Source organism: Streptomyces sp. NBC_01546 (assembly GCF_045208355.1).
GTDB lineage: Bacteria > Actinomycetota > Actinomycetes > Streptomycetales > Streptomycetaceae > Streptomyces.
This window is the reverse complement of record NZ_CP109379.1, coordinates 4,415,787-4,436,982: the sequence shown is the minus strand read 5'-3', so window position 1 is coordinate 4,436,982 and position 21,196 is coordinate 4,415,787. Positions and strand designations below refer to the sequence as shown.

Genomic DNA, 21,196 nt, shown 5'->3' with positions numbered 1-21,196 from the left:
GAAAGGGACCTACTCGGGGCCGCCGGGGATCAGCCCGTGCTCCTGGAGGTACTCCAGCTGCGCCCGTACGGACCATTCCGCGGCCGGCCACAGGGAGCGGTCCACGTCCGCGTACACGTGGGCGACGACCGCCTGCGGGGTGACGAAGCCGTCCTCGACGGCGGTCTCGACCTGGGCGAGGCGGTGTGCGCGATGGGCCAGGTAGTACTCCACGACGCCCTGGGCGTCCTCCAGGACCGGCCCGTGGCCCGGCAGGACGGTGTGCACGCCGTCGTCCACGGCGAGCGAGCGCAGACGCCGCAGGGAGTCCAGGTAGTCCCCCAGCCGGCCGTCGGGGTGCGCGACGACGGTGGTGCCGCGGCCGAGGACGGTGTCCCCGGTCAGGACGGCCCGGTCGGCGGGCAGGTGGAAGCAGAGCGAGTCGCTGGTGTGCCCGGGGGTCGGGACCACGCGCAGCTCCAGGCCACCGGTCCTGATCACGTCCCCGGCGGCCAGACCCTCGTCGCCCAGCCTCAGGGCCGGGTCCAGGGCGCGGACCTTGGTGCCGGTGAGCTCGGCGAAGCGGCCGGCGCCCTCGGCGTGGTCGGGGTGGCCGTGGGTGAGCAGGGTCAGGGCGATCCGCTTCCCGGCCTGCTCGGCGGTGTCGATGACCGCGCGGAGGTGGGACTCGTCCAGCGGGCCGGGGTCGATGACGACGGCCTGGGTGGATCCGGGCTCGGAGAGCAGCCAGGTGTTGGTGCCGTCCAGGGTCATCGCGGAGGCGTTGGGGGCCAGGATGTTGACCGCGCGGGAGGTGGCGGGCCCGGAAGTGACGATTCCGCGGGGCTGGCCGGGCAGTGCGGCGGCGTCGGTCATGAGGAGCCTCCGAGGCGCACTCGTTTGGTGAACTCGTCGTGGCCCGGCCAGCTGAGCACCAGCTCGCCGTTCTCCAGCGAGGCCTGGGCCAGTACGGGGGTCAGGTCCTGCGCACCGGCCGCGGCGAGCGCCTCGGCGGCGCTCCCGTACGGCTCCAGGGAACGCAGGGTGGAGATGGTGGGCGGCATCATCAGCAGCTCGCCCTTGTCGTACCCGTCGGCGGCGTCGGCCGGGCGGATCCACACGGTCCGGTCGGCCTCGGTGGAGGCGTTGCGGGTGCGCTGGCCCTCGGGGAGGGCGGCGACGAAGAACCAGGTGTCGTAGCGGCGCGGCTCGAACTCCGGGGTGATCCAGCGCGCCCACGCCCCGAGCAGGTCGGAACGCAGCCGCAGGCCGCGGCGGTCCAGGAACTCCGCGAAGGACAGCTCCCGCGCCACGAGCGCCTGCCGGTCGGCCTCCCAGTCGTCGCCGGTGGTGTCGCCGACGACGGTGTCCGGAGTCTCGCCGGCGAGCAGCACGCCCGCCTCCTCGAAGGTCTCCCGTACCGCGCCGCAGACGATGGCCTGCGCGGTACGGGCGTCCGTGCCGAGGCGGCGGGCCCAGTCGTCCCGGCTCGGGCCCGCCCAGCCGACCTGGTGCTCCTCGTCGCGCGGGTCGACCCCGCCGCCGGGGTAGGCGTACGCGCCTCCGGCGAAGGCCATGGAGGCCCGTCGGCGCAGCATGTGCACGACGGGTCCGGCGGGGGTGTCGCGCAGCAGCATCACGGTGGCGGCGCGTCTCGGGTCCACCGGGACGAGGGAACCGTCCGCGAGCGCGCGGATGCGGTCGGGCCACTCCGGCGGGTACCACTGGCCTCCGGCGGGGGGCTGGGCCTGGGGCTGCTGCTGACCATTCGGCATGCCGGGATGCTACGGCCATCCGGCCCGATGTTCGAGGGTCATCCCGGGCGGCGGCCCGGGTGTCCGGCTGCGACGCCGCTGCCGGGGCTCCGCCCCGGACCCGCGCCTCGAACGCCGACGGGGCCGGAATGGCGCAGCGCGCCACCCGGCCCCGTACGGAAAAACGGCGGGATCAGGCTCCGGCCACCAGCTCGACCTGGATCTCGACCTCGACCGGGGCGTCCAGCGGGAGGACCGCCACGCCGACCGCGCTGCGGGCGTGGACGCCCTTGTCGCCGAGGACGGCGCCCAGGAGTTCACTCGCACCGTTCAGCACGCCCGGCTGGGCCGTGAAGTCGGGGGCCGAGGCGATGAAGCCGACGACCTTCACGACACGCGCGATCTTGTCGAGGTCGCCGACGATCGACTTGACGGCGGCCAGGGCGTTCAGCGCGCACGTGGCGGCCAGCTCCTTGGCCTGCTCCGCCGAGACCTCCGCGCCGACCTTGCCGGTGACCGGCAGGTTGCCCTTGATCATCGGGAGCTGGCCCGAGGTGAACACGTACGAGCCCGACCGCACGGCCGGCTGGTACGTGGCCAGCGGCGGGACGACCTCGGGCAGGGTCAGGCCGAGCTCGGCCAGCTTCGCCTCGACGACGCCGCTCATGCCTTCTCCCGCTTGAGGTAGGCCACGAGCTGCTCGGGGTTGTTCGGCCCGGGCACGACCTGGACGAGCTCCCAGCCGTCCTCGCCCCAGGTGTCCAGGATCTGCTTGGTGGCGTGGACCAGCAGCGGGACGGTCGCGTATTCGAACTTCTTGGTCATGGGAGCGAGGGTAGTGCCTGCGGTCCGGGGCGAAGGAATTAGGCTCGGACGCTGTGAGCAGGCTCCAGGTGGTCAGCGGCAAGGGCGGCACCGGCAAGACCACGGTCGCCGCGGCACTCGCGCTTGCCCTCGCACGCGAGGGCAAGCGGACTCTTGTGGTGGAGGTCGAGGGCAGGCAAGGGCTCGCGCAGCTCTTCGGTGCCGAGGCGCTCCCCTACGAGGAGCGGAAGATCGCCGTGGCGCCAGGCGGCAGTGGTGAGGTCTTCGCGCTCGCCATCGACGCCGAACGGGCGCTGCTGGACTACCTCCAGATGTTCTACAAGCTCGGCTCGGCGGGCCGCGCGCTCAAGAAGCTCGGCGCCATCGACTTCGCGACGACCATCGCCCCCGGGCTGCGCGACGTGCTGCTGACCGGCAAGGCCTGCGAGGCGGTGCGGCGCAAGGACAAGGCGGGCCGGTTCGTCTACGACCACGTGATCATGGACGCGCCGCCGACCGGGCGGATCACCAGGTTCCTGAACGTCAACGACGAGGTGGCGGGCCTGGCCCGGTTCGGGCCGATCCACAACCAGGCCCAGGCCGTCATGAAGGTGCTCAAGTCCCCCGAGACGGCCGTGCACCTGGTCACCCTCCTGGAGGAAATGCCCGTCCAGGAGACCGCGGACGGCATCGCGGAACTCCGGGAAGCCGGGCTTCCGGTGGGCCGGGTCGTCGTCAACATGGTGCGCCCGCACCATCTGGACGAGGACACCCTGAGGTCCGCGGCCGAGGACCACCGGGCCGGAGTGGCCCAGGCGCTGTCCCGTGCGGGCCTGGGCGGCGCGCGCCGCGGCGGACTGGCCGAGCGGCTGGTGGACCCGCTGCTCGCACAGGCCGCCGAGCACGCGGGCCGGGTGGAGCTGGAGCGCGCGCAGCGCACCGTACTGGCGGGGCTGAACCTGCCGACGTACGAACTGCCCCTGCTCGGCGCGGGGATGGATCTGGCCGGGTTGTACGAGCTGGCCAAGGAACTGCGGAAGCAGTCGGTGGCCGAATGAGCGAGGGGGTGGACACCGTGGGCCTGGACACTCCGCCGCGGCTGGGGGTCGACGGGCTGCTGGACGACCCGCAGACCCGGATCATCGTGTGCTGCGGGGCGGGCGGGGTCGGCAAGACCACCACCGCCGCGGCCCTGGGCGTACGGGCGGCCGAGCGCGGGCGCAAGGCGGTCGTGCTCACCATCGACCCGGCGCGGCGGCTGGCGCAGTCGATGGGGATCGATTCGCTGGACAACACCCCGCGCAAGGTCACCGGGGTGGGGACCGGGACCGACGGCGAACTGCACGCCATGATGCTGGACATGAAGCGGACCTTCGACGAGATCGTCGAGGCGCACGCGGACGGCGAGCGGGCCGAGGCCATCCTCGCCAACCCCTTCTACCAGTCGCTGTCGGCCGGCTTCGCGGGCACGCAGGAGTACATGGCGATGGAGAAGCTTGGGCAGCTGCGGGCCAGGGACGACTGGGACCTGATCATCGTGGACACCCCGCCGAGCCGGTCCGCGCTGGACTTCCTCGACGCGCCGAAGCGGCTCGGGTCCTTCCTGGACGGGAGGTTCATCCGGGTGCTGATGGCTCCGGCGAAGGTGGGCGGCCGGGCCGGCATGAAGTTCCTGAATGTCGGCATGTCGATGATGACGGGCACCCTGAGCAAGCTGATGGGTGCCTCGCTGCTCAAGGACGTCCAGACCTTCGTGGCCGCGATGGACACCATGTTCGGCGGTTTCCGCACGCGCGCGGACGCCACCTTCAAGCTGCTCCAGGCTCCCGGTACGGCCTTCCTCGTGGTCGCGGCTCCCGAACCGGACGCCCTGCGCGAGGCGGCGTACTTCGTGGAGCGGCTGGCCGCGGAGAAGATGCCGCTGGCCGGTCTGGTACTGAACCGGGTGCACGGCAGCGGCGCCGACCAGCTGTCCGCCGAGCGGGCCCTGGCCGCCGCAGAGAATCTTGAAGAAGGCGGCATTGTCGATCAGGAGTCCGGGAAAGCTGGACTTCGTGACTCCGCCGACGACGGCTCCCCCGCCTCCGACGTGGACGAGATCACGGCAGGACTGCTCCGGCTGCATGCCGAACGGATGCAGGTGATCGCGCGTGAACAGCGCACACGCGATCGCTTCACCTCACTGCACCCCGAGGTGGCAGTGGCCGAAGTGGCGGCCCTGCCCGGCGATGTGCACGACCTCGCCGGGCTGCGGGCCATCGGAGAACGACTCGCGGCCGGGGTTCCGGCCGGAGCATAGGCATTCGGCGCTCGTACGACGTGGCGTCCGGGTGATCTACCCGGCTGCCGCGTACGTCTCGTACGGAACGTCGATCTCCTCATCGGCATCCATGGTCAGGATGCCCGTACTGCGCTCGTACTCCGTGCGGGCGGTTTCGAGCAGCCGTCGCCACGAGGTGACGGTGGGACGCCGGCGCAGCAGCGCACGACGTTCCCGCTCGGTCATTCCGCCCCACACACCGAACTCGACACGATTGTCGAGCGCGTCGGCCAGGCACTCGGTCCGCACCGGACATCCGGTGCACACCGCCTTGGCCCTGTTCTGTGCCGCTCCTTGAACGAACAGTTCATCCGGATCGGTAGTGCGGCAGGCTGCCTGCGCACTCCAGTCGGTAACCCAGCCCATCCCGGCGCCGTCCTCTCCCGAATCGAGGCTCCCCCACGGCGGCAGCGGCATATTCACCGCTGCCAGTTGAGGACGTTACGGAAGGCGAGCACAGTGCAACACCCCCGACGGGCCCAATCTTGAATGGTCCGAACGGACTATGGGTAAGCGGCAGATCACCCGACGGAGTGATCGGACGACATGCCCGACCATTCCGGCGATTCGGGTGAAATCACCGAGTCGTCAGGGGTGCGCACTCAACACAGAGGGCGGGATTCGGACATGAGTCCACCCCATTCGGGAAGGGTGAAAATCAAGCCGAGGGGTTGATGTCGGACCGCGCTGCTGTGACAGTTGAGGACAGCTTAGGCCAAGGCATTCGCACGTGTCCGGCGAATGAGAACGTAGGCTGCCCTCCATGGGAAAGAAGCGCTCGGGCGGCGGGCTCACCGGGAGCCAGCAGGCCGCCAAGTTCCTCGGGGTGTCCGTTCTCTCCGGAGTTGTGCTGGCCGGCATGGCGATTCCGGCGGCAGGCGCCCTGGGGCTCGCGGCCAAGGGCACGGTCGAGGGATTCGATGAGATCCCGGCCAATCTCAAGACTCCGCCGCTGAGCCAGCGGACCACGATTCTGGACTCCGAAGGTGGCTTGATCGCCACTGTCTATTCGCGTGACCGGCAGGTGGTTCCCCTCACGGCGATCTCCCCGTACATGCAGAAGGCAATCGTCGCCATCGAGGACTCGCGTTTCTACGAGCACGGTGCGGTCGACCTGAAGGGCATCCTGCGCGCGGTCAACCGCAACGCACAGGAGGGCGGCGCCGCACAGGGCGCCTCCACGCTTACGCAGCAGTACGTGAAGAACGTGTTCGTCGAAGAGGCCGGCGACGACGAGACCAAGGTGCGCGAGGCCCAGGAGAAGAGCCTCGGCCGCAAGATCCGCGAGCTGAAGTACGCGATCCAGGTCGAGGAGGAACTCGGGAAGAAGAAGATCCTCGAGAACTACCTCAACATCACGTACTTCGGCCAGCAGGCGTACGGAATCGAATCCGCGGCCCAGCGCTACTTCAGCAAGCCGGCCAAGGACCTGACCCTGGAGGAGTCCGCGATGCTCGCGGGCGTCGTCCAGTCGCCGAGCCGGTACGACCCGGTGAACGACGGGCAGGAGGCGATGAAGCGCCGCAACATCGTCCTCCAGCGGATGGCCGACATCAAGGACGTCTCGCAGGCGGAGGCGGACGCGGCGAAGGCGAAGCCCGTCACGCTGAAGGTGACCAGGCCCAAGAACGGCTGCATCACCGCGGTCAAGGGCGCGGGCTTCTTCTGCGACTACGTCCGCAACACCTTCCTGACCGACGCGGCCTTCGGCAAGACGCGCGAGGAGCGGGCCAAGGTCTGGAACCAGGGCGGCCTGACGGTCCGCACCACCCTGGACCCGCAGTCGCAGGACGCGGCCAACGAGTCGATCAAGGACCACGTCTACCAGGAGGACTCGATCGCGACGGCTGTGACCATGGTCCAGCCGGGCACCGGCCGGGTGCTGGCGATGGGGCAGTCCAAGCCGTACGGCTTCGGGAAGAACGAGACGCAGATCAACTACTCCGTGGACAAGCGGATGGGCGGCTCGAACTTCGGCTTCCAGGTCGGCTCCACGTTCAAGCCGTTCATCGCGGCCGCCGCCATAGAGCGGGGCATGCCGGCGACCAAGGTGTACCCGGCGCCGAACAAGATGGACTACCCGAGCCCGGTCCAGAAGTGCGACGGCACCAACTGGCTCAACCTGCCGCTCTCGAACGGCAAGCTGCAGACGGCCGAGAACGAGACCGAGGACGAGGTCGGTCCGTACGCGATGAGGACGGCGATGGAGAAGTCCATCAACACCTACTTCGTGCAGATGATCTCGGAGATCGGCCTCTGCCCGGTGACGGAGATGACGCAGAAGCTCGGCGTGATCTCCGCCAACGGCGAGAAGCTGGTGGAAGCCCCCTCGATCGCGCTGGGCTCCGCCGAGCTCTCCCCGCTGACGATGGCCAACGCGTACGCGACCTTCGCCAACCGCGGTGTCTACTGCACCCCGGTCGCCATCGAGTCGATCACCGACGCGCACGGCAAGGCGCTCGCCGTGCCGAAGGCCAAGTGCGAGCGCGCGATGGCGACCGAGACGGCCGACACCATCAACACCCTGCTGCGCGGAGTGGTCGACTCCGGTACCGGTGAGCGGGCCGGTCTGACCGACCGCGACAGCGCGGGCAAGACCGGTACGACGGACTCCCGGTACAACGCCTGGTTCGTGGGCTACACCCCGAACATCTCGGGTGCGGTGTGGGTCGGCTCGGGCGGCGCGAAGAAGATCACGATGGAGAACATCGAGATCGGCGGCAAGCCCTACGAGAAGGTCTTCGGCGGCGGTCTGCCCGGCCCGATCTGGAAGGACGCGGTCACCGGCGCACTGGCCGGACGCGAGTCCCCCGTCTTCACCACGGTCAGCATCCCGGAACCCGTGCTCCCCGGCGGCAACCCCGGCGGACGGCCGACCACGAACCCGAGCAAGCCCGGGAAGCCCGGCAAGCCCGGCGGTGACAACAAGCCCGGCGGACGGCCCGGCGGTACGACCGGCGGCCCCACCCCGGACAACCCGTTCCCCGGGATCACGATCCAACCGGGCCTGATCGGCGGCCGCGACACCCAGTAGGCGGCAGCGGAACGAGAGGGGCCCTCAGCCGGATCCGGCTGAGGGCCCCTCTGTGTGTACGGCGTCTGTGCGTACGGCCTGTGGGCGCGGCTTCCGTGCGCGCCGCTTCTGGGCCGTACGGCTCAGGACAGCTGCTGCTTGACGACGGCGGCGACGCGCCCGCCCTCGGCCAGCCCGGCGACCTTCGGGTTCACGATCTTCATGACGGCGCCCATGGCGCGCGGCCCCTCGGCGCCCGCCGCCCTGGCCTCCTCGACGGCCTGCGTCACGATCGCGACGAGCTCGTCGTCGCTCAACTGCTTGGGCAGGTAGGTGTCGAGGAACTCGCCCTCCTCCGTCTCCCGCGCGGCCTGCTCGGGACGCCCGCCCTGGGCGAAGGCCTCGGCGGCCTCGCGGCGCTTCTTGGCCTCCTTGGCGATCACCTTGAGGACCTCGTCGTCGGAGAGCACGCGTGCTTCCTTGCCCGCGACCTCCTGGTTGGTGATGGCGGAGAGGGTCAGTCGCAGGGTGGACGAGTGCAGCTCGTTCCGCTCCCTGATGGCGGTCGTGAGGTCTTCCTGGAGCTTGGCCTTGAGCGTGGTCATGCACCTGAGTCTGCCACCTGCGGGGGCGGTGGCGCCCGCAGGTTTTCCGGGTCTGCGACGATGGGGCCATGCGTGCGCGTTACGGAGTCCCCCTGAAGGCAGCTGCCGGAATCGCCGCGGTGGGGGCCGCGGGCGTGGCCTATGCCGCCGGTTTCGAGGCTCGGTCCTTCCGACTGCGCCGGATCACGGTGCCCGTCCTCCCCCAGGGGATGCGCCCGCTGCGCGTGCTCCAGGTCTCGGACATCCACATGGTCGGCGGGCAGCGCAAGAAGCGCGCATGGCTGCAGTCCCTGGCGGGCCTGCGCCCCGACTTCGTCGTGAACACCGGCGACAACCTCTCCGACACCGAGGGCATCCCGGAGGTGCTCGACGCCCTGGGGCCCCTGATGGACTTCCCGGGCGTGTACGTCTTCGGATCGAACGACTACTACGGGCCGCGGCTGCGCAACCCCGGGCGCTACCTGCTCGAGAAGGCGCAGGGCCGGCACGGGCTGAACGGCAACAAGCCGGTCGTCGGGGCCGTCCACAACCCGTGGGAGGAGATGCGGGACGCCTTCGACGCGGCGGGCTGGCTGAACCTCACCAACACCCGGGCGCGGCTGAAGGTGGAGGGCCTGGAGCTGGCCTTCACCGGGCTGGACGACCCGCACATCAAGCGCGACCGCTACGAGCAGGTCGCGGGCGGTCCGGAGCCGGACGCGGACTTCTCGATGGCCGTGGTGCACGCCCCGTACCTGCGCGTCCTCGAGTCCTTCACCGCCGACCGGTACCCGCTGATCCTCGCCGGGCACACGCACGGCGGGCAGCTGTGCATCCCCTTCTACGGGGCGCTCGTCACCAACTGCGACCTGGACACCAAACGGGTGAAGGGCCTGTCCACGCACGAGGCGGGCGGCCACCGCGCGTACCTCCACGTCTCGGCGGGCTGCGGCACCAACCGGTTCACCCCGGTCCGCTTCGCCTGCCCGCCGGAAGCCACGCTCCTGACGCTGACGCCGAAGGCGCAGGCGTAGGTACGTCGACGGGATGACCGCACCCCATCGCATCGTCCCGGCCGCCTTCCGCGCCCTGATCTCCGCCGCGGCGGTGACGGGGCTCGCCATCGAGTGCGCGTACGGCAGCGTCCCGGTCGTGCTCAGCTTCTTCACACGCCGTCCAGTGGCTGGCCTACCCGCTCGCGTACGTGACCTTCGCGCTGGTCCGGGGCGCGCTGCTCGCCCCCGGCACGAAGAGCCGGTACACGTACCCCTTCATCGACGTGGCCCAGTACGGCTACGGCCGGGTCGCCCTCAACGCGGTCGTCCTGGGCATCGTCTTCTACGCACTCGGCCTCGCCCTGGTCGCGGCGGACCGCCGCCGCCCGGCGCCCGCGCCGGCCGAGCGGGCCCTCCGCGAAAACCGGATTTCGTCTCCGGCCGAGGGTCCGCTAAAGTAATCGATGTCGCCAGGGCAGCAAGCGCTGCAAGGGCGGCGATCGGGGTGTAGCGCAGCTTGGCAGCGCGCTTCGTTCGGGACGAAGAGGTCGTGGGTTCAAATCCCGCCACCCCGACTTCGTAAGACCAGGTCAAGGGCCTGATCCGCAGTGCGGATCAGGCCCTTCCTGCATTTTCCGCGCGCCCGCCTGCCGGTTCGGGTGCACCCGAACCCGAGGTCTGTGCCCCCGTGTCTTCTTCCCCTGTGTCCGGGTCCGCGCGGCTGCGCGGCCTGCTTCGTCCGATACGGCCGGTCTGGCTCTCGCCGAAGGTCTTCCGGACCGAGGTGCTCGCCGGTCTGGTAGTCGCGCTCGCGCTGATCCCCGAGGCGATCTCGTTCTCGATCATCGCCGGAGTGGATCCGGCGATCGGGCTGTTCGCCTCGTTCACGATGGCCGTCGTGATCGCGTTCGTCGGCGGGCGTCCGGCGATGATCTCCGCCGCGACCGGCGCCGTGGCCCTCGTGATCGCTCCCCTGAACCGGGAGCACGGGCTCGGCTACCTGATCGCGGCGGTGATCCTGGCCGGTGTCTTCCAGATCGTGCTGGGCGCGCTGGGCGTGGCGAAGCTGATGCGGTTCATCCCGCGCTCGGTGATGGTGGGCTTCGTCAACTCCCTCTCCATCCTGGTCTTCATGGCCCAGGTGCCCGAGATGCACGACGTCCCGTGGGCCGTCTACCCGCTGATGGCGGCCGGGCTGGCGCTGATGGTGTTCTTCCCGAAGGTCACGAAGGCGGTGCCGGCTCCGCTCGTGTCCATCGTCATCCTCACCGTGATCACCGTGGCCGCGGGCATCGCCGTCCCGACCGTGGGCGACAAGGGCGCGCTGCCGGGCGCGCTGCCCGTGCCGGGCCTGCCGGACGTGCCGTTCACCGTGGACACGCTGACCCTCATCGCCCCGTACGCGCTGGCCATGGCCCTCGTCGGGCTGATGGAGTCGCTGATGACGGCGAAGCTGGTCGACGAGATCACCGACACCCGGTCCTCGAAGACGCGGGAGTCCATCGGCCAGGGCATCGCGAACATCGTCACCGGGTTCTTCGGCGGCATGGGTGGCTGCGCGATGATCGGCCAGACGATGATCAACGTGAAGGTGTCCGGAGCCCGCACCCGGCTGTCGACCTTCCTCGCGGGCACCTTCCTGATGGTGCTGTGCATCGTCTTCGGGCCGGTCGTCTCCGACATCCCGATGGCGGCGCTCGTCGCGGTCATGGTCATGGTGTGCTTCGCGACGTTCGACTGGCACTCCATCGCACCGAAGACCCTCAAGCGGATGCCGGCCGGTGAGATCGCCGTCATGGTCGTCACCGTCGTGTGTGTGGTCGTCAGCCACAATCTGGCCGTGGGCGTCGTGGTGGGTTCCGTCACCGCGATGGTCATCTTCGCGAAGCGGGTCGCCCGTCTGGCGAACGTCACCTCCGTCCTCGATCCGGACGGCGGCCAGGTCGTCTACTGCGTGACCGGCGAGCTGTTCTTCGCCTCCTCCAACGACCTGGTCGGGCAGTTCGACTACGCCGGCGACCCGGACAGGGTGGTCATCGACCTCACCGGCGCCCACGTCTGGGACGCGTCCTCGGTGGCCGCGCTGGACGCGATCGAGCACCGGTACGCCCAGCGGGGCAAGGCCGTCGAGATCACCGGCCTGAACGAGGCCAGCGCCCGGATCCACGGCACCCTCAGCGGCGAACTCTCCTCCGGGCACTGACGGGTCCGCGGGCCGGTTGGGCGAGGCGCTGCCGGAACAGCCCGGTGCCGAGGCGATGGAGCCCTGCCCCGGCACCGGGCTGTCAGGGCGTCACTTGACGTTGACGGCCGTCCACGCGGCCGCGACCTGCTGGTATTCGGTGCCGGACGCGCCGTACAGGTCGGCCGTCGCCTGGAGGGTCGCGGTGCGGGCTCCCGCGTAGTTGGTGGTCGACGTCATGTAGCTGGACAAGGCCTTGTACCAGATCTTGTAGGCCTTGGTCCGCCCGATGCCGGTGACGGTGGAGCCGTCGTAGGTCGGGGAGTCGTAGGACACGCCGTTGATCGTCTTCGCGCCGCTGCCCTCGGCGAGCAGGTAGAAGAAGTGGTTCGCGACGCCCGAGGAGTTGTGGACGTCGAGCCGGCCGACGGTCTTCGACCAGTAGTCGGCGGAGGCGCCGTCCTTGCTCGGCTTGTCCATGTAGCGCAGCGGGGTGCCGTTGCCGCGGATGTCGATCTTCTCGCCGATGAGGTAGTCACCGGCGTCGGCCGGGTTGTTGGCGAAGAACTCCACCGAGGTGCCGAGGATGTCGCTGGTGGCCTCGTTGAGGCCGCCGGACTCGCGGCTGTAGTTCAGCTTGGCGGTGGAGGCGGTCAGGCCGTGGCTCATCTCGTGGCCGGCCACGTCCAGCGAGGTGAGCGGCTTGAGGTTGCCCGCGCCGTCGCCGTAGGTCATGCAGAAGCAGCTGTCGGACCAGAACGCGTTGACGTACGCGTTGCCGTAGTGGACCCGGGAGTACGCGGCCTTGCCGTCGCCGGCGATGCCGTTGCGGCCGAGCTCGGCCTGGTAGAAGTCCCAGGTGACGGCCGCGCCGTAGTGGGCGTCGACGGCGGCGGTCTGCCGGTTCGTCGCCAGCCCGTCGCCCCACTTGTCGTCGGCGTCGGTGAACAGGCTGCCGGTGCCGTTGGTACCGCCGTTCAGGTCGTAGGTCTTGTGGCCGCCGCGGCCCGCGTCGGTCAGGTTGTACGCCGACCCGCTCTGGGTGGTGCCGAGCGTGACGGAGCCGGAGTACTGGCTGGTCCCGCTGCCGGTCTCGATGGCTTCGTATGCCCAGAGCTCGGCGCCGGTTGCCGCGTCGGTGATGACGTGGCGCTCGCTCGGGGTGCCGTCCGGCTGGGTGCCGGTGACGACGGCCTCGTAGGCGAAGACGGGCGTGCCGGTCGCGGCCCAGACCACCTGGCGGGCGCCGGCGGGCGCGGCCTTCAGGGAGCGGGCGGCGGCGGGGGCTATGCGGGCTTCGGTGCCCTTGGTGGTCTTGCGGCTGCCGTCCTTCTTCTGGTGGACGACCAGGTCGCCGCCGAGGACGGGCAGGCCCGCGTAGGTGCGCTCGTAGCGGGTGTGGACCGTACCGTCCGCGTCCTTGACCACGTCGCGGGCCACGAGGCGCTCCTGGTCGGAGAGGCCGATGGCGCGCGCGGTACCGACCGCTTCGGTCTGCGCGGCGACGATGGCCTGGCCGCGCGCGGCGGTCGACAGCTGGACGGCGGTGGCTCCGTCCTCGCGGTCGGCGACCGCGTTGGCGGAACCACTCTGGACGGCGAGCGCGACCATCGCGGCGGAGCCGACGAGGGCGGCGGTGCGCAGCACGCGGATCCGGCGTCGGGAGGCGGGGGATGAGGACATGTGGTGGGGCACTCGGTCTCCATTCGTTGCCGTGGGGGCGGCAGCGAGATTGCCAGGAAGGAGGGCCCGATTGACAGGTATGCAACAAGAATTTGACCAGCTGTTGTCCGGAAAGAGGACTTACATGTCCGCTCAACGGTCAAAAACGGACCATTCCGCTTGGCCCCGGGGCCCGTTGGGCTCCGGGGCCGAGCGGCATCCGCCAACCGCCCTTAGACGCCCGGGATCTGACGGGCCCGGAACGCGCCGCGCACCGCGTCCGCCGCACCCTTGCCGTACATGCGCTCGGCGGTCGCGATGGTCTTCAGCGCCGCGTCCGTGAAACTGGTGTCGGCCGCGAAGCCGAACTGCGCGTTGACGATGACGCGGTCGGCGGTCCTGGCTCCCAGGGCACCCCGGATGTCGAACAGCGCGCGGGACCAGATCTCGCCGTCCGCGTGGACCTCGCCCACCCGGTCCGCGTAGACCTTGGAACCGTCGATCCGGCGCAGGCAGTGCGGGGCGGCGCTGTAGGCGATCGAGTCCCAGTCGGCGACGCACGCCTCGTCGGCCGTACGGACCCAGCCGTACCGGGCGACGGCGTGCGTGCCGACCTCGACGGCCAGGTAGTCGCCGAAGGCCTCGCCGATCGCCCCGGCCTCCGGGGAGGTGCCGAAGCCGGGGACCTGGGCCTCGTGGACCGCGTGCCCGTACTCGTGGACGATCACCTCGGCGTCTTCGGCGTCGTCGACGCCGCCCTTGCCGAAGCGGATCTCGTCCTTTTTGTCGGTGAAGAAGGAGTTGTCGGCGCCCCACTGGTTGATGCGCACGGGCTGGACCCGGTCGTTGGCCCCGGGAAGCTCACTGCCGAAGCCCAGGCCCTGCAGGTACTCCTGCGCCTCGTTGACCCAGAAGTAGGCCATGACCTGCTCGAACTGGTCGTCGTGGCGGTCGTACGAGGCGGCGTTCGCGGTCTTCGCGGAGGCGCCGGTGTCCGACCTGACGTGAGCCCACTTCCCCGACAGCCCGCCGCTCGCGTCGAGGTTGCGCAGCGCGGCCGTGGCGTAAGCGGAGGCGGGCACGGAGGTGGCGGAGTCCTTGGCGTCGGCAAGCGCCTGGTCGCCGGAGGACTGGACGGGGTTGACCATGAAGACGCGGCCCTGGGGGAGGGATGCGACCGGGGCGGACGCGGACGCCGAGGCGGGTGCGGCCAGGGCGAGTGCCGCGGTGGCGGCGGCCGCGACCATCAGGCCGCTGGGTATACGGCGAGGCATGAACATCCTCCTGTGAAGGGCGTGATGTGCGGGAAGAACGTGCGTGGCTTGGTGCGGACGTGATCCTTGCCCAACCCCCCGGGCTTTGGCCAGGCCTTGGCGCCGTGCTCCTCGCGTGAACACCGGCTGATATCCGGATCATCGGGCGAACTGCCGGATTCATGTGCCGCATCATGTCCCGCGTGCACAGTGCGGAGGAGTTCGGCGAGGCCGACAGCGAAGCAGGACGCCCGGGAGACAGGTCCGGGGAGGTCAGAGCAGCGCAACGCGGGGACGAGGCCGCCTTCCGGGCGCTCTTCCGGCAGGTGCAGCCGGGGCTGCTGCGCTATCTGACCGTGCTGGTCGGGGAGGAGGCCGAGGACGTCGCATCCGAGACCTGGCTGCAGGTCACCCGCGACCTGGGGACGTTCAACGGGGACTTCGACGGGTTCCGGGGCTGGGTGACGACGATCGGCCGCAACCGGGCGCTGGACCTGCTGCGCCGCCGGCGCCGACGCCCGACAGCCGACCTGCCGGTCGAGTACCTGCTCGACCGGCGGGCGCCTGAGGACACCGAGTCGAGCGCGCTGGCCACGGTCGCCGCCGCCGACGCGCTCGCCCTGATAGCCCGGCTGCCCCGCGACCAGGGCGAGGCCGTACTGCTGCGCGTGGTCATGGACCTGGACGCGCAGAGCGCGGCGCGCGTGCTCGGCAAACGGGCGGGTGCGGTGCGCACGGCCGCGCACCGGGGCCTGCGCAAGCTCGCCAAGCTGCTCGAACAGCAGGAGGCGGACCCCGGCGGTGCTCAGCAGCCTCCCGGAGGAACTTTCGCCCCGGAAGTGACACCGACGACGTCTCCGACGCTGAAGGATGCGAGATGAGCACCAACCGATCCCGCCGGATCGACCGCGACACGGCCGAGCAGCTGCTCGGCGGGGCCGGGGCCGCCGCGGCACCCGACGACGACGCCCTCGCGGGACTGCTCACCGCCGTCTCCGCGCCCGCGGGCGACGGTGAACTGCCCGGCGAGCAGGCGGCCATGGCGGCTTTCCGGTCTGCCCATCTTGCCCAGATATCCACCACTGCGTCCACCCCCGTGGCCACTCCCAGGAAGCGGAACATGCTCACCCCGGCGATGCTCCTGTGCGCGAAGGCCGCTGCCACCGTGGCGGCCGCCGCCCTCGGCGGTGTCGCCGTCGCCGCCGGGACGGGCAATCTGCCCGCCGCCCTGGGCGGCGAACCCGCGAGCAGCGCCCCGGTCCCCTCCGCTTCCGCACCGGCCTCCGAGCCCGGACAACTCCCCCGGGCACTCGCCGACTCGCCGGAGGCGGCGCCCGCCGCTCTCGCCGAACTCTGCCGTGCCTACGCCGCGGACGCCGCCCCGCACACGCCGAGGCCCGCAGAGGTGCTCGCGGAGCGCCGTTTCGCCCCGCTGGTCGCCGCGGCCGGAGGGCCGACCGCCGTCCCGGGCTACTGCGCCCCCGTCCTCGGCGAGCAGGGCGAAACCCCCGGCAGCTCGCCGGCCGCCCAGCCGACGGACGGACCACGCGGCGCTTCGACCTCCGCCTCCGCGAAGCCGTCCGGGAAGCCGTCCGGGAAGCACGAGGCGGGCAAGCCGCCCGGACATCCGAAAGCGACCCGTACACCCGGCGGCCCGATGCCGCCCCAGCCCCGCGACGACGCCCCGACCACCCACCCCAACCCGTAGAGGCAGACCCCACCGATGCGACCACAACCGGGTTACGCGGACGACGACACGCTGGAGCTTCCGCGTATCCACGTGGCCTCCCCTAGCGCGGCCGAAGCGGCCGAGCCGAGGCCGGTGTTCGTGGACTCCTCGGGGCGGCGCCAGCGCAGGGTCCGCCGCCTGGGGTGGCTGCTCGTCGTGCCCGCCGCCGCGTACGTGGTCCTCGTGCTCAGCTCGCTGTCCGGCGGCCCGACGCTCCGCTCGCCGTTCCTGCCCGCCCCCCGTGGTGCGGACGCCGCCCCGAGCAAGGCCCCCGCAGCCGGGCCCGGCCCGTCCGCCTCCGCCGGACCGCGCCGCTCCGCGGCCCCCGCCGGCGCCACTTCCCAGGCCCCCGCGCCCACCGGCCCCGGCACCGTCACCACGACCGGGTCCGGCGCCGCCCCGACAGCGGGCCCGGCGCTCCCCTCCGCCAACGGGAACGGGAACGGGGCGTCGCCGGGCTCCGGATCAGCCGGCCAGGGCAAGCCGACGGACCGGCCCGGCCACGGCGGCGGCAAACCCACCGCCCGCCCGTAGACCCCGACCAGATCCCAGCAGGCAGGAAGCACTCCCTCCCGTGTCGAAGAACCGGCGCCGCCGCCTCCCCCGCGGGCGGCACAGCACCGTGCGCAACGTCCCCCTGCGCACCCACTGGCTGCTGCTGACCGCCCTGGTCAGCACCCTCTCGGCGGCGCTGCTGCTCCAGGGCTACGCCCACCACATGTTCGACACCACCGCCGACGGGGCGCCGCGCGAGGCCGGTTCGTCGGCGTCCGTGCCGGAGCAGATCCGCTCGGGGGGCCCGGTCATCGAGGGCGCCGCCGGGCGGGTGGCCGGTCCCGGGCCCCGCACGATCGCCCTGACGTTCGACGACGGTCCCGACCCGGTCTGGACTCCGAAGATCCTCGACGTCCTGCGCCGCAACCAGGTGCCGGCCACGTTCTTCACCGTCGGTGCCCAGGTGTCGGCCCATCCCGAGCTGGCCCGGCGGATCGTCGAGGACGGCCACCAGATCGGCGTCCACACCTTCACCCACACCGACCTCGGCGCCGCCTCCGCGTGGCGGCGCTCCCTGGAGCTGAGCGAGAGCCAGCTCGTCATCGCCGGCGCCGCCGGCGTCACCACCCCGCTGCTGCGGCCGCCCTTCTCCTCGACCAACGAGGCGCTGGGCGACGCCGACTGGGACACCGTCGTGCAGGCCGGGCAGGAGGGCTACCTCACCGTCCTCACCACGCAGGACAGCCAGGACTGGCGCCGCCCGGGCATCGCGCAGATCGTCGCCAACTCCACCCCCAAGGGCACGGACGGCCAGATCCTGCTGATGCACGACGCGGGCGGCGACCGCTCGCAGACCGTCGCGGCACTGGAGCAGCTCCTGCCCGACCTCAAGAAGGCGGGCTTCCGCTTCGCCACGGTCAGCGACGCGGTCGGCCTTCCCGCACCCGTGAAGCCTGCCTCCGCCCTCGACGAGTGGCAGGGGCTCGCCCTCATCGACGCGCTGCGCGCCAGCGGCTGGGTGCTCGACGCCCTCGGCTGGCTGCTGTGGGCGGCCGGCGCCATCAGCGTGCTGCGCGCGATCGCGGTGTTCGTCGCCGCGCGCCGTCATGTCCGTACCCGCCGCAGGCCGTGGGGCAGGCCGGTCACCGAGCCGGTCAGCGTCATCGTCCCCGCCTACAACGAGAGCGCCGGCATCGAGGCGGCCGTACGCTCCCTGCTCGCGTCGGACCACCAGGTGGAGGTCATCGTGGTCGACGACGGCTCCACCGACGGCACCGCCGACATCGTCGAGGCCCTGAACCTGCGGGGCGTACGGGTCATCCGCCAGCAGAACGCGGGCAAGCCGGCGGCGCTGAACACCGGCATAGCCGCGGCCTCGTGCAACCTGCTCGTCATGGTGGACGGCGACACCGTCTTCGAGCCGGACGCGGTCCGCATGCTCGTCCAGCCCTTCGCCAACCGGCGGGTCGGCGCCGTTTCGGGCAACGCGAAGGTGGTCAACCGCGGCGGCCTGCTCGGGCGCTGGCAGCACATCGAGTACGTGGTGGGCTTCAACCTCGACCGGCGCCTCTTCGACCTCGCGGAGTGCATGCCCACCGTGCCAGGCGCCGTCGGCGCGTTCCGCCGCGAGGCGCTGCTGCGGATCGGCGGGGTCAGCGACATCACCCTCGCCGAGGACACCGACCTCACCATGGCGCTGTGCCGCGACGGCTGGCGAGTGGTCTACGAGGAGCGGGCCATCGCCTGGACGGAGGCCCCCGCCACGCTCGGGGCACTGTGGAAGCAGCGCTACCGCTGGTGCTACGGCACCCTGCAGGCCATGTGGAAGCACCGGGGCGCCCTCACCCAGCGGGGCCAGGCGGGAAAGCTGGGCCGCCGCGGTCTGCTCTACCTGCTGATGTTCCAGGTCCTGCTGCCGCTGCTCGCGCCGGTCGTGGACATCTTCGCCGTCTTCGGCCTGGTCTTCCTCGATCCGGCCCGCATCATCGGCCTGTGGTGCGCCTTCCTGCTCCTCCAGGTCGTGATGGGGCTCTACGCCTTCCACCTCGACAAGGAACGGCCCGGGCCGCTGTGGAGCCTGCCGCTCCAGCAGTTCGTCTACCGCCAGCTCATGTACCTGGTCGTCATCCAGTCGGTGTTCACCGCGATCGCGGGATCCCGCCTGCACTGGCAGCGCATGGAACGCTACGGAAGCCTCCGGGTCCCGACGAACTGATGCTTTCCGGTCACGACACTAGCCTGCCGCGAGCGCTTCGAGTTCGGCGCTGACCAGGGAGAGGAACTCCGTGGAGGCCCGGGCTTCCACCTCTCGACCGGCAGCCAGCGCGTCGAGGTGGCCGAGGAGTTCGGCGACGGTGGCGAACGGGCCGACGGGGCGGAGCAGCCACAGCCGGCCCCCGGGGCGCGGCGGGAGGCCGAGGTCGGCGAGGACGGTCGAGGCCTCCCCGTCGAGGTCGTGCAGGTCGGCCTCGGGGAGCGGGGCGGCCTCGACCCCGGTGATGTGGCCGTGGCCGTCCAGCGAGGTCTCCACCGCCCAGTGCGTGGAGCGGTCCGGGATCCAGGTGCGGGCCTCCGGGGGCCAGACGTACGGGAGGAAGGCCCAGCGCAGTTCCTCGGGCGCGGGCTCCCAGCCGAGCACCTCCAGCTCCCGGACCTCGGGCAGCCGGTCCGGCTCCAGTTCGCTGCGGCCGGTGCGGCGCAGTGCGAGCGGGTGCGGTGTTCCGTCCTCGTCCCACGACATGCGGGCACGCTATCCGACCTGGTCGCGCGAACCCGGTTCTCACACGGTGAACTACGGCTCCGACCTGGCTGGACGCCTACCGTGACCGGCTGAAGCCGACCTCCGCCGGGGGCTCGCCCGGCCAGGAGAGCACCGTCGGGGCGGGTGGGGTCTCGGCCAGGGCGGTGCCGCGCGAGACGACGTACCGGGGCCGGACCTGGCGGCGGATCGCCTCCTCCGGCGTCGGGGCCGGGAGCAGGACGAAGGAGGCGGGCGCGCCCTCCCTGATGCCGTACTCCGTGTCCGACAGTCCCAGGACCCGCGCCGCACGCTCCGTCACCATCGAGAAGGCCAGCGGGATCTCGTCCGCGCCGGTGAGCTGGGCGGCGTACAGCCCGACCAGGGCGGTCTGGAGCGGGTTGCCGGTGCCGAGCGCGTTCCAGGGGTCCATGACGTCGTCGTGGCCGAAGGCCACGTTGACCCCCGCCGCCAGCATCTCCTTGACCTGGGTGAGCCCGCGCCGCTTGGGATAGGCGTCGAAGCGGCCCTGGAGGTTGAGGTTGGCGAACGGGTTGGAGACCAGGTTGATGCCCGAACGCGACAGCAGCCGCTGGAGTTTGTAGCTGTAGGCGCCGTTGTAGGAGCCCATCGCCGTCGTGTGCGAGGCCGTGGCGCGCTCGCGCAGGCCGGAGCGCAGCGCGAGGGTGGCCAGCACCTCCACGAAGCGGGACTGCTCGTCGTCGATCTCGTCGCAGTGCGCGTCCACGCGCAGCCCGTGCGCCTCGGCCAGCGCGAACGCGATGCTCAGCGAGGCGACCCCGTCCTCCCGGGTGTCCTCGAAGTGCGGGATGGCGCCGACGACGTCCGCCCCGCGCGTCACGGCCTCGCGCAGCAGCGCCTCGCCGTCCGGGAAGGAGACGATCCCCTCCTGCGGGAAGGCCACGATCTGCAAGGTCATGACGTCCCGGACCCGGTCGCGCACCTCCAGCAGCGCGTCGAGCGCGGTGAGCGCCGGGTCGGTCACGTCGCAGTGGGTCCGTACGTGCAGCACCCCCTGCGCCGCCTGCCAGCGCAGCACCTCGGTGGCCCGCGCGATCACGTCCTCGCGGGTCAGGGTCTGCTTGCGCTCGCTCCAGCAGGCGATGCCCTCCCAGAGGGTGCCGGAGGCGTTGGGGCGCGGTTCGCCGGCCGTCAGGGCCGTGTCGAGGTGGATGTGCGGCTCGACGAAGGGAGCGGTGAGCAGCGAGCCGTGGGCCTCGATGAGGGTCCCCGTGGCCGGCGGCTCCTTCTGGTCGTCGTACGGGATCACCCGCGCGATCCGCCCGTCCTCGGCGACCTCCACGTCGGACAGGCCGTGAGCGTGCAGCAGCCGGGCACCCCGGACGATCATCCGCATGCGGTCAGCGTACGCACACGGCCCGCGACCTCGTGGGAGGGCGCGGGCCGGTGACCGGTGCCGGACTCAGCCGCGCTTGGCCTGAGCCTTCTGCTGCATGCCCCGCGTCTTCGCGGAGAGCGACTGCACGTCTCTGACGGCGGCCTTGGCGCGCGCCTCGGCCGCGGTGTTCTTCGCCATCGCACGCTCGGAATCCTGGTGGCCGTGGTGACCGGTGCGAGCCTTCTTGGCCATGATCACTCCTCCTCGGGACACGGAACAGGCGTACTCGGGTTCCACTGTGCGCCCGTTCGGAGCAGTCGGCATCCCGG

The 21,196-nt window shown here is 71.3% G+C and carries 20 protein-coding genes, 1 tRNA gene and 1 pseudogene; 11 read left to right on the top strand and 11 right to left on the bottom strand.

Annotation, left to right across the window (positions count from 1 at the left end; genetic code table 11):
- Positions 1 to 9 precede the first annotated feature (9 nt).
- The 4 genes from OHA89_RS20345 to OHA89_RS20330 form a co-directional block, all read right to left on the bottom strand.
- Positions 10 to 855: an MBL fold metallo-hydrolase gene (locus tag OHA89_RS20345; protein ID WP_266609226.1), complete on the bottom strand. Its 846-nt coding sequence runs from the start codon at positions 853 to 855 to the stop codon at positions 10 to 12.
- Positions 852 to 1,754 (bottom strand): NUDIX hydrolase, encoded by a 903-nt coding sequence (locus tag OHA89_RS20340; protein ID WP_266609225.1) that lies wholly within the window; start codon positions 1,752 to 1,754, stop codon positions 852 to 854. Before OHA89_RS20340 ends, OHA89_RS20345 begins: the two co-directional genes overlap by 4 nt.
- A gap of 172 nt (positions 1,755 to 1,926) precedes the next feature.
- On the bottom strand, positions 1,927 to 2,400 hold the full coding sequence (locus tag OHA89_RS20335; RefSeq protein WP_215143423.1) for a RidA family protein: 474 nt from the start codon (positions 2,398 to 2,400) through the stop codon (positions 1,927 to 1,929).
- On the bottom strand, positions 2,397 to 2,558 hold the full coding sequence (locus tag OHA89_RS20330) for a DUF4177 domain-containing protein (protein WP_007264966.1): 162 nt from the start codon (positions 2,556 to 2,558) through the stop codon (positions 2,397 to 2,399). Before OHA89_RS20330 ends, OHA89_RS20335 begins: the two co-directional genes overlap by 4 nt.
- A 53-nt stretch (positions 2,559 to 2,611) precedes the next feature.
- Between OHA89_RS20330 and OHA89_RS20325 the strand changes: the two genes are divergently transcribed.
- Together OHA89_RS20325 and OHA89_RS20320 are read left to right on the top strand one after the other, a co-directional pair.
- Positions 2,612 to 3,595 carry an ArsA-related P-loop ATPase gene (locus OHA89_RS20325; protein ID WP_257555599.1) on the top strand — a complete coding sequence of 328 codons (984 nt, stop codon included), beginning with the start codon at positions 2,612 to 2,614 and terminating at the stop codon, positions 3,593 to 3,595.
- Positions 3,592 to 4,836, top strand: a complete 1,245-nt coding sequence (locus OHA89_RS20320) for an ArsA family ATPase (protein ID WP_257555598.1) — start codon at positions 3,592 to 3,594, stop codon at positions 4,834 to 4,836. Before OHA89_RS20325 ends, OHA89_RS20320 begins: the two co-directional genes overlap by 4 nt.
- A gap of 36 nt (positions 4,837 to 4,872) precedes the next feature.
- On the opposite strand, the gene OHA89_RS20315 is transcribed toward OHA89_RS20320, so the two are convergent.
- Positions 4,873 to 5,223, bottom strand: coding sequence for a WhiB family transcriptional regulator (locus OHA89_RS20315; RefSeq protein WP_257559391.1), 351 nt, complete (start codon positions 5,221 to 5,223; stop codon positions 4,873 to 4,875).
- A gap of 397 nt (positions 5,224 to 5,620) precedes the next feature.
- Here OHA89_RS20315 and OHA89_RS20310 point away from each other — a divergent pair, with 397 nt between their 5' ends.
- On the top strand, positions 5,621 to 7,891 hold the full coding sequence (locus OHA89_RS20310; protein ID WP_215143417.1) for a transglycosylase domain-containing protein: 2,271 nt from the start codon (positions 5,621 to 5,623) through the stop codon (positions 7,889 to 7,891).
- Between the two features lie 122 nt (positions 7,892 to 8,013).
- Here the strand turns inward: OHA89_RS20310 and OHA89_RS20305 are convergent, their stop codons facing one another.
- On the bottom strand, positions 8,014 to 8,475 hold the full coding sequence (locus tag OHA89_RS20305) for a GatB/YqeY domain-containing protein (RefSeq protein WP_215143415.1): 462 nt from the start codon (positions 8,473 to 8,475) through the stop codon (positions 8,014 to 8,016).
- A gap of 68 nt (positions 8,476 to 8,543) precedes the next feature.
- Between OHA89_RS20305 and OHA89_RS20300 the strand changes: the two genes are divergently transcribed.
- The 4 genes and pseudogenes from OHA89_RS20300 (at position 8,544) to OHA89_RS20285 (ending at position 11,652) form a co-directional block, all read left to right on the top strand.
- Positions 8,544 to 9,488, top strand: a complete 945-nt coding sequence (locus OHA89_RS20300) for a metallophosphoesterase (protein ID WP_215143413.1) — start codon at positions 8,544 to 8,546, stop codon at positions 9,486 to 9,488.
- Positions 9,489 to 9,631: 143 nt separating this feature from the next.
- A pseudogene (locus tag OHA89_RS20295) lies at positions 9,632 to 9,910 on the top strand (Pr6Pr family membrane protein); the annotation flags it as partial.
- Positions 9,911 to 9,950: 40 nt separating this feature from the next.
- Positions 9,951 to 10,024, top strand: a tRNA-Pro gene (locus OHA89_RS20290).
- Between the two features lie 128 nt (positions 10,025 to 10,152).
- Positions 10,153 to 11,652, top strand: coding sequence for a SulP family inorganic anion transporter (locus tag OHA89_RS20285; protein ID WP_406366778.1), 1,500 nt, complete (start codon positions 10,153 to 10,155; stop codon positions 11,650 to 11,652).
- Positions 11,653 to 11,742: 90 nt separating this feature from the next.
- Here OHA89_RS20285 and OHA89_RS20280 read toward each other — a convergent pair whose 3' ends face one another.
- Positions 11,743 to 13,314: a M4 family metallopeptidase gene (locus OHA89_RS20280; RefSeq protein WP_266609221.1), complete on the bottom strand. Its 1,572-nt coding sequence runs from the start codon at positions 13,312 to 13,314 to the stop codon at positions 11,743 to 11,745.
- A 212-nt stretch (positions 13,315 to 13,526) separates the two neighbouring features.
- Complete coding sequence (locus tag OHA89_RS20275; protein ID WP_406366777.1) at positions 13,527 to 14,567, bottom strand: M4 family metallopeptidase; 1,041 nt, start codon at positions 14,565 to 14,567, stop codon at positions 13,527 to 13,529.
- 173 nt (positions 14,568 to 14,740) lie between these two features.
- Between OHA89_RS20275 and OHA89_RS20270 the strand changes: the two genes are divergently transcribed.
- Genes OHA89_RS20270 through OHA89_RS20255 form a run of 4 tightly spaced genes read left to right on the top strand, consistent with a single transcriptional unit; the run spans position 14,741 to position 18,985 of the window.
- Complete coding sequence (locus OHA89_RS20270) at positions 14,741 to 15,427, top strand: RNA polymerase sigma factor (protein ID WP_406366776.1); 687 nt, start codon at positions 14,741 to 14,743, stop codon at positions 15,425 to 15,427.
- On the top strand, positions 15,424 to 16,254 hold the full coding sequence (locus OHA89_RS20265; RefSeq protein ID WP_406366775.1) for a hypothetical protein: 831 nt from the start codon (positions 15,424 to 15,426) through the stop codon (positions 16,252 to 16,254). Before OHA89_RS20270 ends, OHA89_RS20265 begins: the two co-directional genes overlap by 4 nt.
- Before the next feature lie 15 nt (positions 16,255 to 16,269).
- Positions 16,270 to 16,809, top strand: coding sequence for a hypothetical protein (locus OHA89_RS20260; protein ID WP_266609217.1), 540 nt, complete (start codon positions 16,270 to 16,272; stop codon positions 16,807 to 16,809).
- Positions 16,810 to 16,849: 40 nt separating this feature from the next.
- Complete coding sequence (locus tag OHA89_RS20255) at positions 16,850 to 18,985, top strand: bifunctional polysaccharide deacetylase/glycosyltransferase family 2 protein (protein ID WP_266609216.1); 2,136 nt, start codon at positions 16,850 to 16,852, stop codon at positions 18,983 to 18,985.
- A gap of 18 nt (positions 18,986 to 19,003) precedes the next feature.
- Here the strand turns inward: OHA89_RS20255 and OHA89_RS20250 are convergent, their stop codons facing one another.
- From OHA89_RS20250 to OHA89_RS20240, 3 genes are all read right to left on the bottom strand, one after another.
- Positions 19,004 to 19,510, bottom strand: coding sequence for a DUF5956 family protein (locus OHA89_RS20250; RefSeq protein ID WP_266609215.1), 507 nt, complete (start codon positions 19,508 to 19,510; stop codon positions 19,004 to 19,006).
- Positions 19,511 to 19,586: 76 nt separating this feature from the next.
- Positions 19,587 to 20,885, bottom strand: a complete 1,299-nt coding sequence (gene codA / locus OHA89_RS20245) for a cytosine deaminase (RefSeq protein WP_323186009.1) — start codon at positions 20,883 to 20,885, stop codon at positions 19,587 to 19,589.
- A 66-nt stretch (positions 20,886 to 20,951) separates the two neighbouring features.
- On the bottom strand, positions 20,952 to 21,119 hold the full coding sequence (locus tag OHA89_RS20240; protein ID WP_215143325.1) for a hypothetical protein: 168 nt from the start codon (positions 21,117 to 21,119) through the stop codon (positions 20,952 to 20,954).
- Between the last annotated feature and the right edge of the window lie 77 nt (positions 21,120 to 21,196).

What these genes read in the sequence shown, in the direction of transcription:
- OHA89_RS20265 (WP_406366775.1), top strand. Translation starts at nt 15,424, where the DNA reads ATGAGCACCAACCGATCCCGCCGGATCGACCGCGACACGGCCGAGCAG.
- OHA89_RS20310 (WP_215143417.1), top strand. Translation starts at nt 5,621, where the DNA reads ATGGGAAAGAAGCGCTCGGGCGGCGGGCTCACCGGGAGCCAGCAGGCC.
- OHA89_RS20260 (WP_266609217.1), top strand. Translation starts at nt 16,270, where the DNA reads ATGCGACCACAACCGGGTTACGCGGACGACGACACGCTGGAGCTTCCG.
- OHA89_RS20305 (WP_215143415.1), bottom strand. Translation starts at nt 8,475, where the DNA reads ATGACCACGCTCAAGGCCAAGCTCCAGGAAGACCTCACGACCGCCATC.
- OHA89_RS20345 (WP_266609226.1), bottom strand. Translation starts at nt 855, where the DNA reads ATGACCGACGCCGCCGCACTGCCCGGCCAGCCCCGCGGAATCGTCACT.
- OHA89_RS20300 (WP_215143413.1), top strand. Translation starts at nt 8,544, where the DNA reads ATGCGTGCGCGTTACGGAGTCCCCCTGAAGGCAGCTGCCGGAATCGCC.
- OHA89_RS20280 (WP_266609221.1), bottom strand. Translation starts at nt 13,314, where the DNA reads ATGTCCTCATCCCCCGCCTCCCGACGCCGGATCCGCGTGCTGCGCACC.
- OHA89_RS20315 (WP_257559391.1), bottom strand. Translation starts at nt 5,223, where the DNA reads ATGGGCTGGGTTACCGACTGGAGTGCGCAGGCAGCCTGCCGCACTACC.
- OHA89_RS20270 (WP_406366776.1), top strand. Translation starts at nt 14,741, where the DNA reads ATGTCCCGCGTGCACAGTGCGGAGGAGTTCGGCGAGGCCGACAGCGAA.
- OHA89_RS20340 (WP_266609225.1), bottom strand. Translation starts at nt 1,754, where the DNA reads ATGCCGAATGGTCAGCAGCAGCCCCAGGCCCAGCCCCCCGCCGGAGGC.
- OHA89_RS20250 (WP_266609215.1), bottom strand. Translation starts at nt 19,510, where the DNA reads ATGTCGTGGGACGAGGACGGAACACCGCACCCGCTCGCACTGCGCCGC.
- OHA89_RS20240 (WP_215143325.1), bottom strand. Translation starts at nt 21,119, where the DNA reads ATGGCCAAGAAGGCTCGCACCGGTCACCACGGCCACCAGGATTCCGAG.
- OHA89_RS20275 (WP_406366777.1), bottom strand. Translation starts at nt 14,567, where the DNA reads ATGCCTCGCCGTATACCCAGCGGCCTGATGGTCGCGGCCGCCGCCACC.
- codA (WP_323186009.1), bottom strand. Translation starts at nt 20,885, where the DNA reads ATGCGGATGATCGTCCGGGGTGCCCGGCTGCTGCACGCTCACGGCCTG.
- OHA89_RS20335 (WP_215143423.1), bottom strand. Translation starts at nt 2,400, where the DNA reads ATGAGCGGCGTCGTCGAGGCGAAGCTGGCCGAGCTCGGCCTGACCCTG.
- OHA89_RS20320 (WP_257555598.1), top strand. Translation starts at nt 3,592, where the DNA reads ATGAGCGAGGGGGTGGACACCGTGGGCCTGGACACTCCGCCGCGGCTG.
- OHA89_RS20330 (WP_007264966.1), bottom strand. Translation starts at nt 2,558, where the DNA reads ATGACCAAGAAGTTCGAATACGCGACCGTCCCGCTGCTGGTCCACGCC.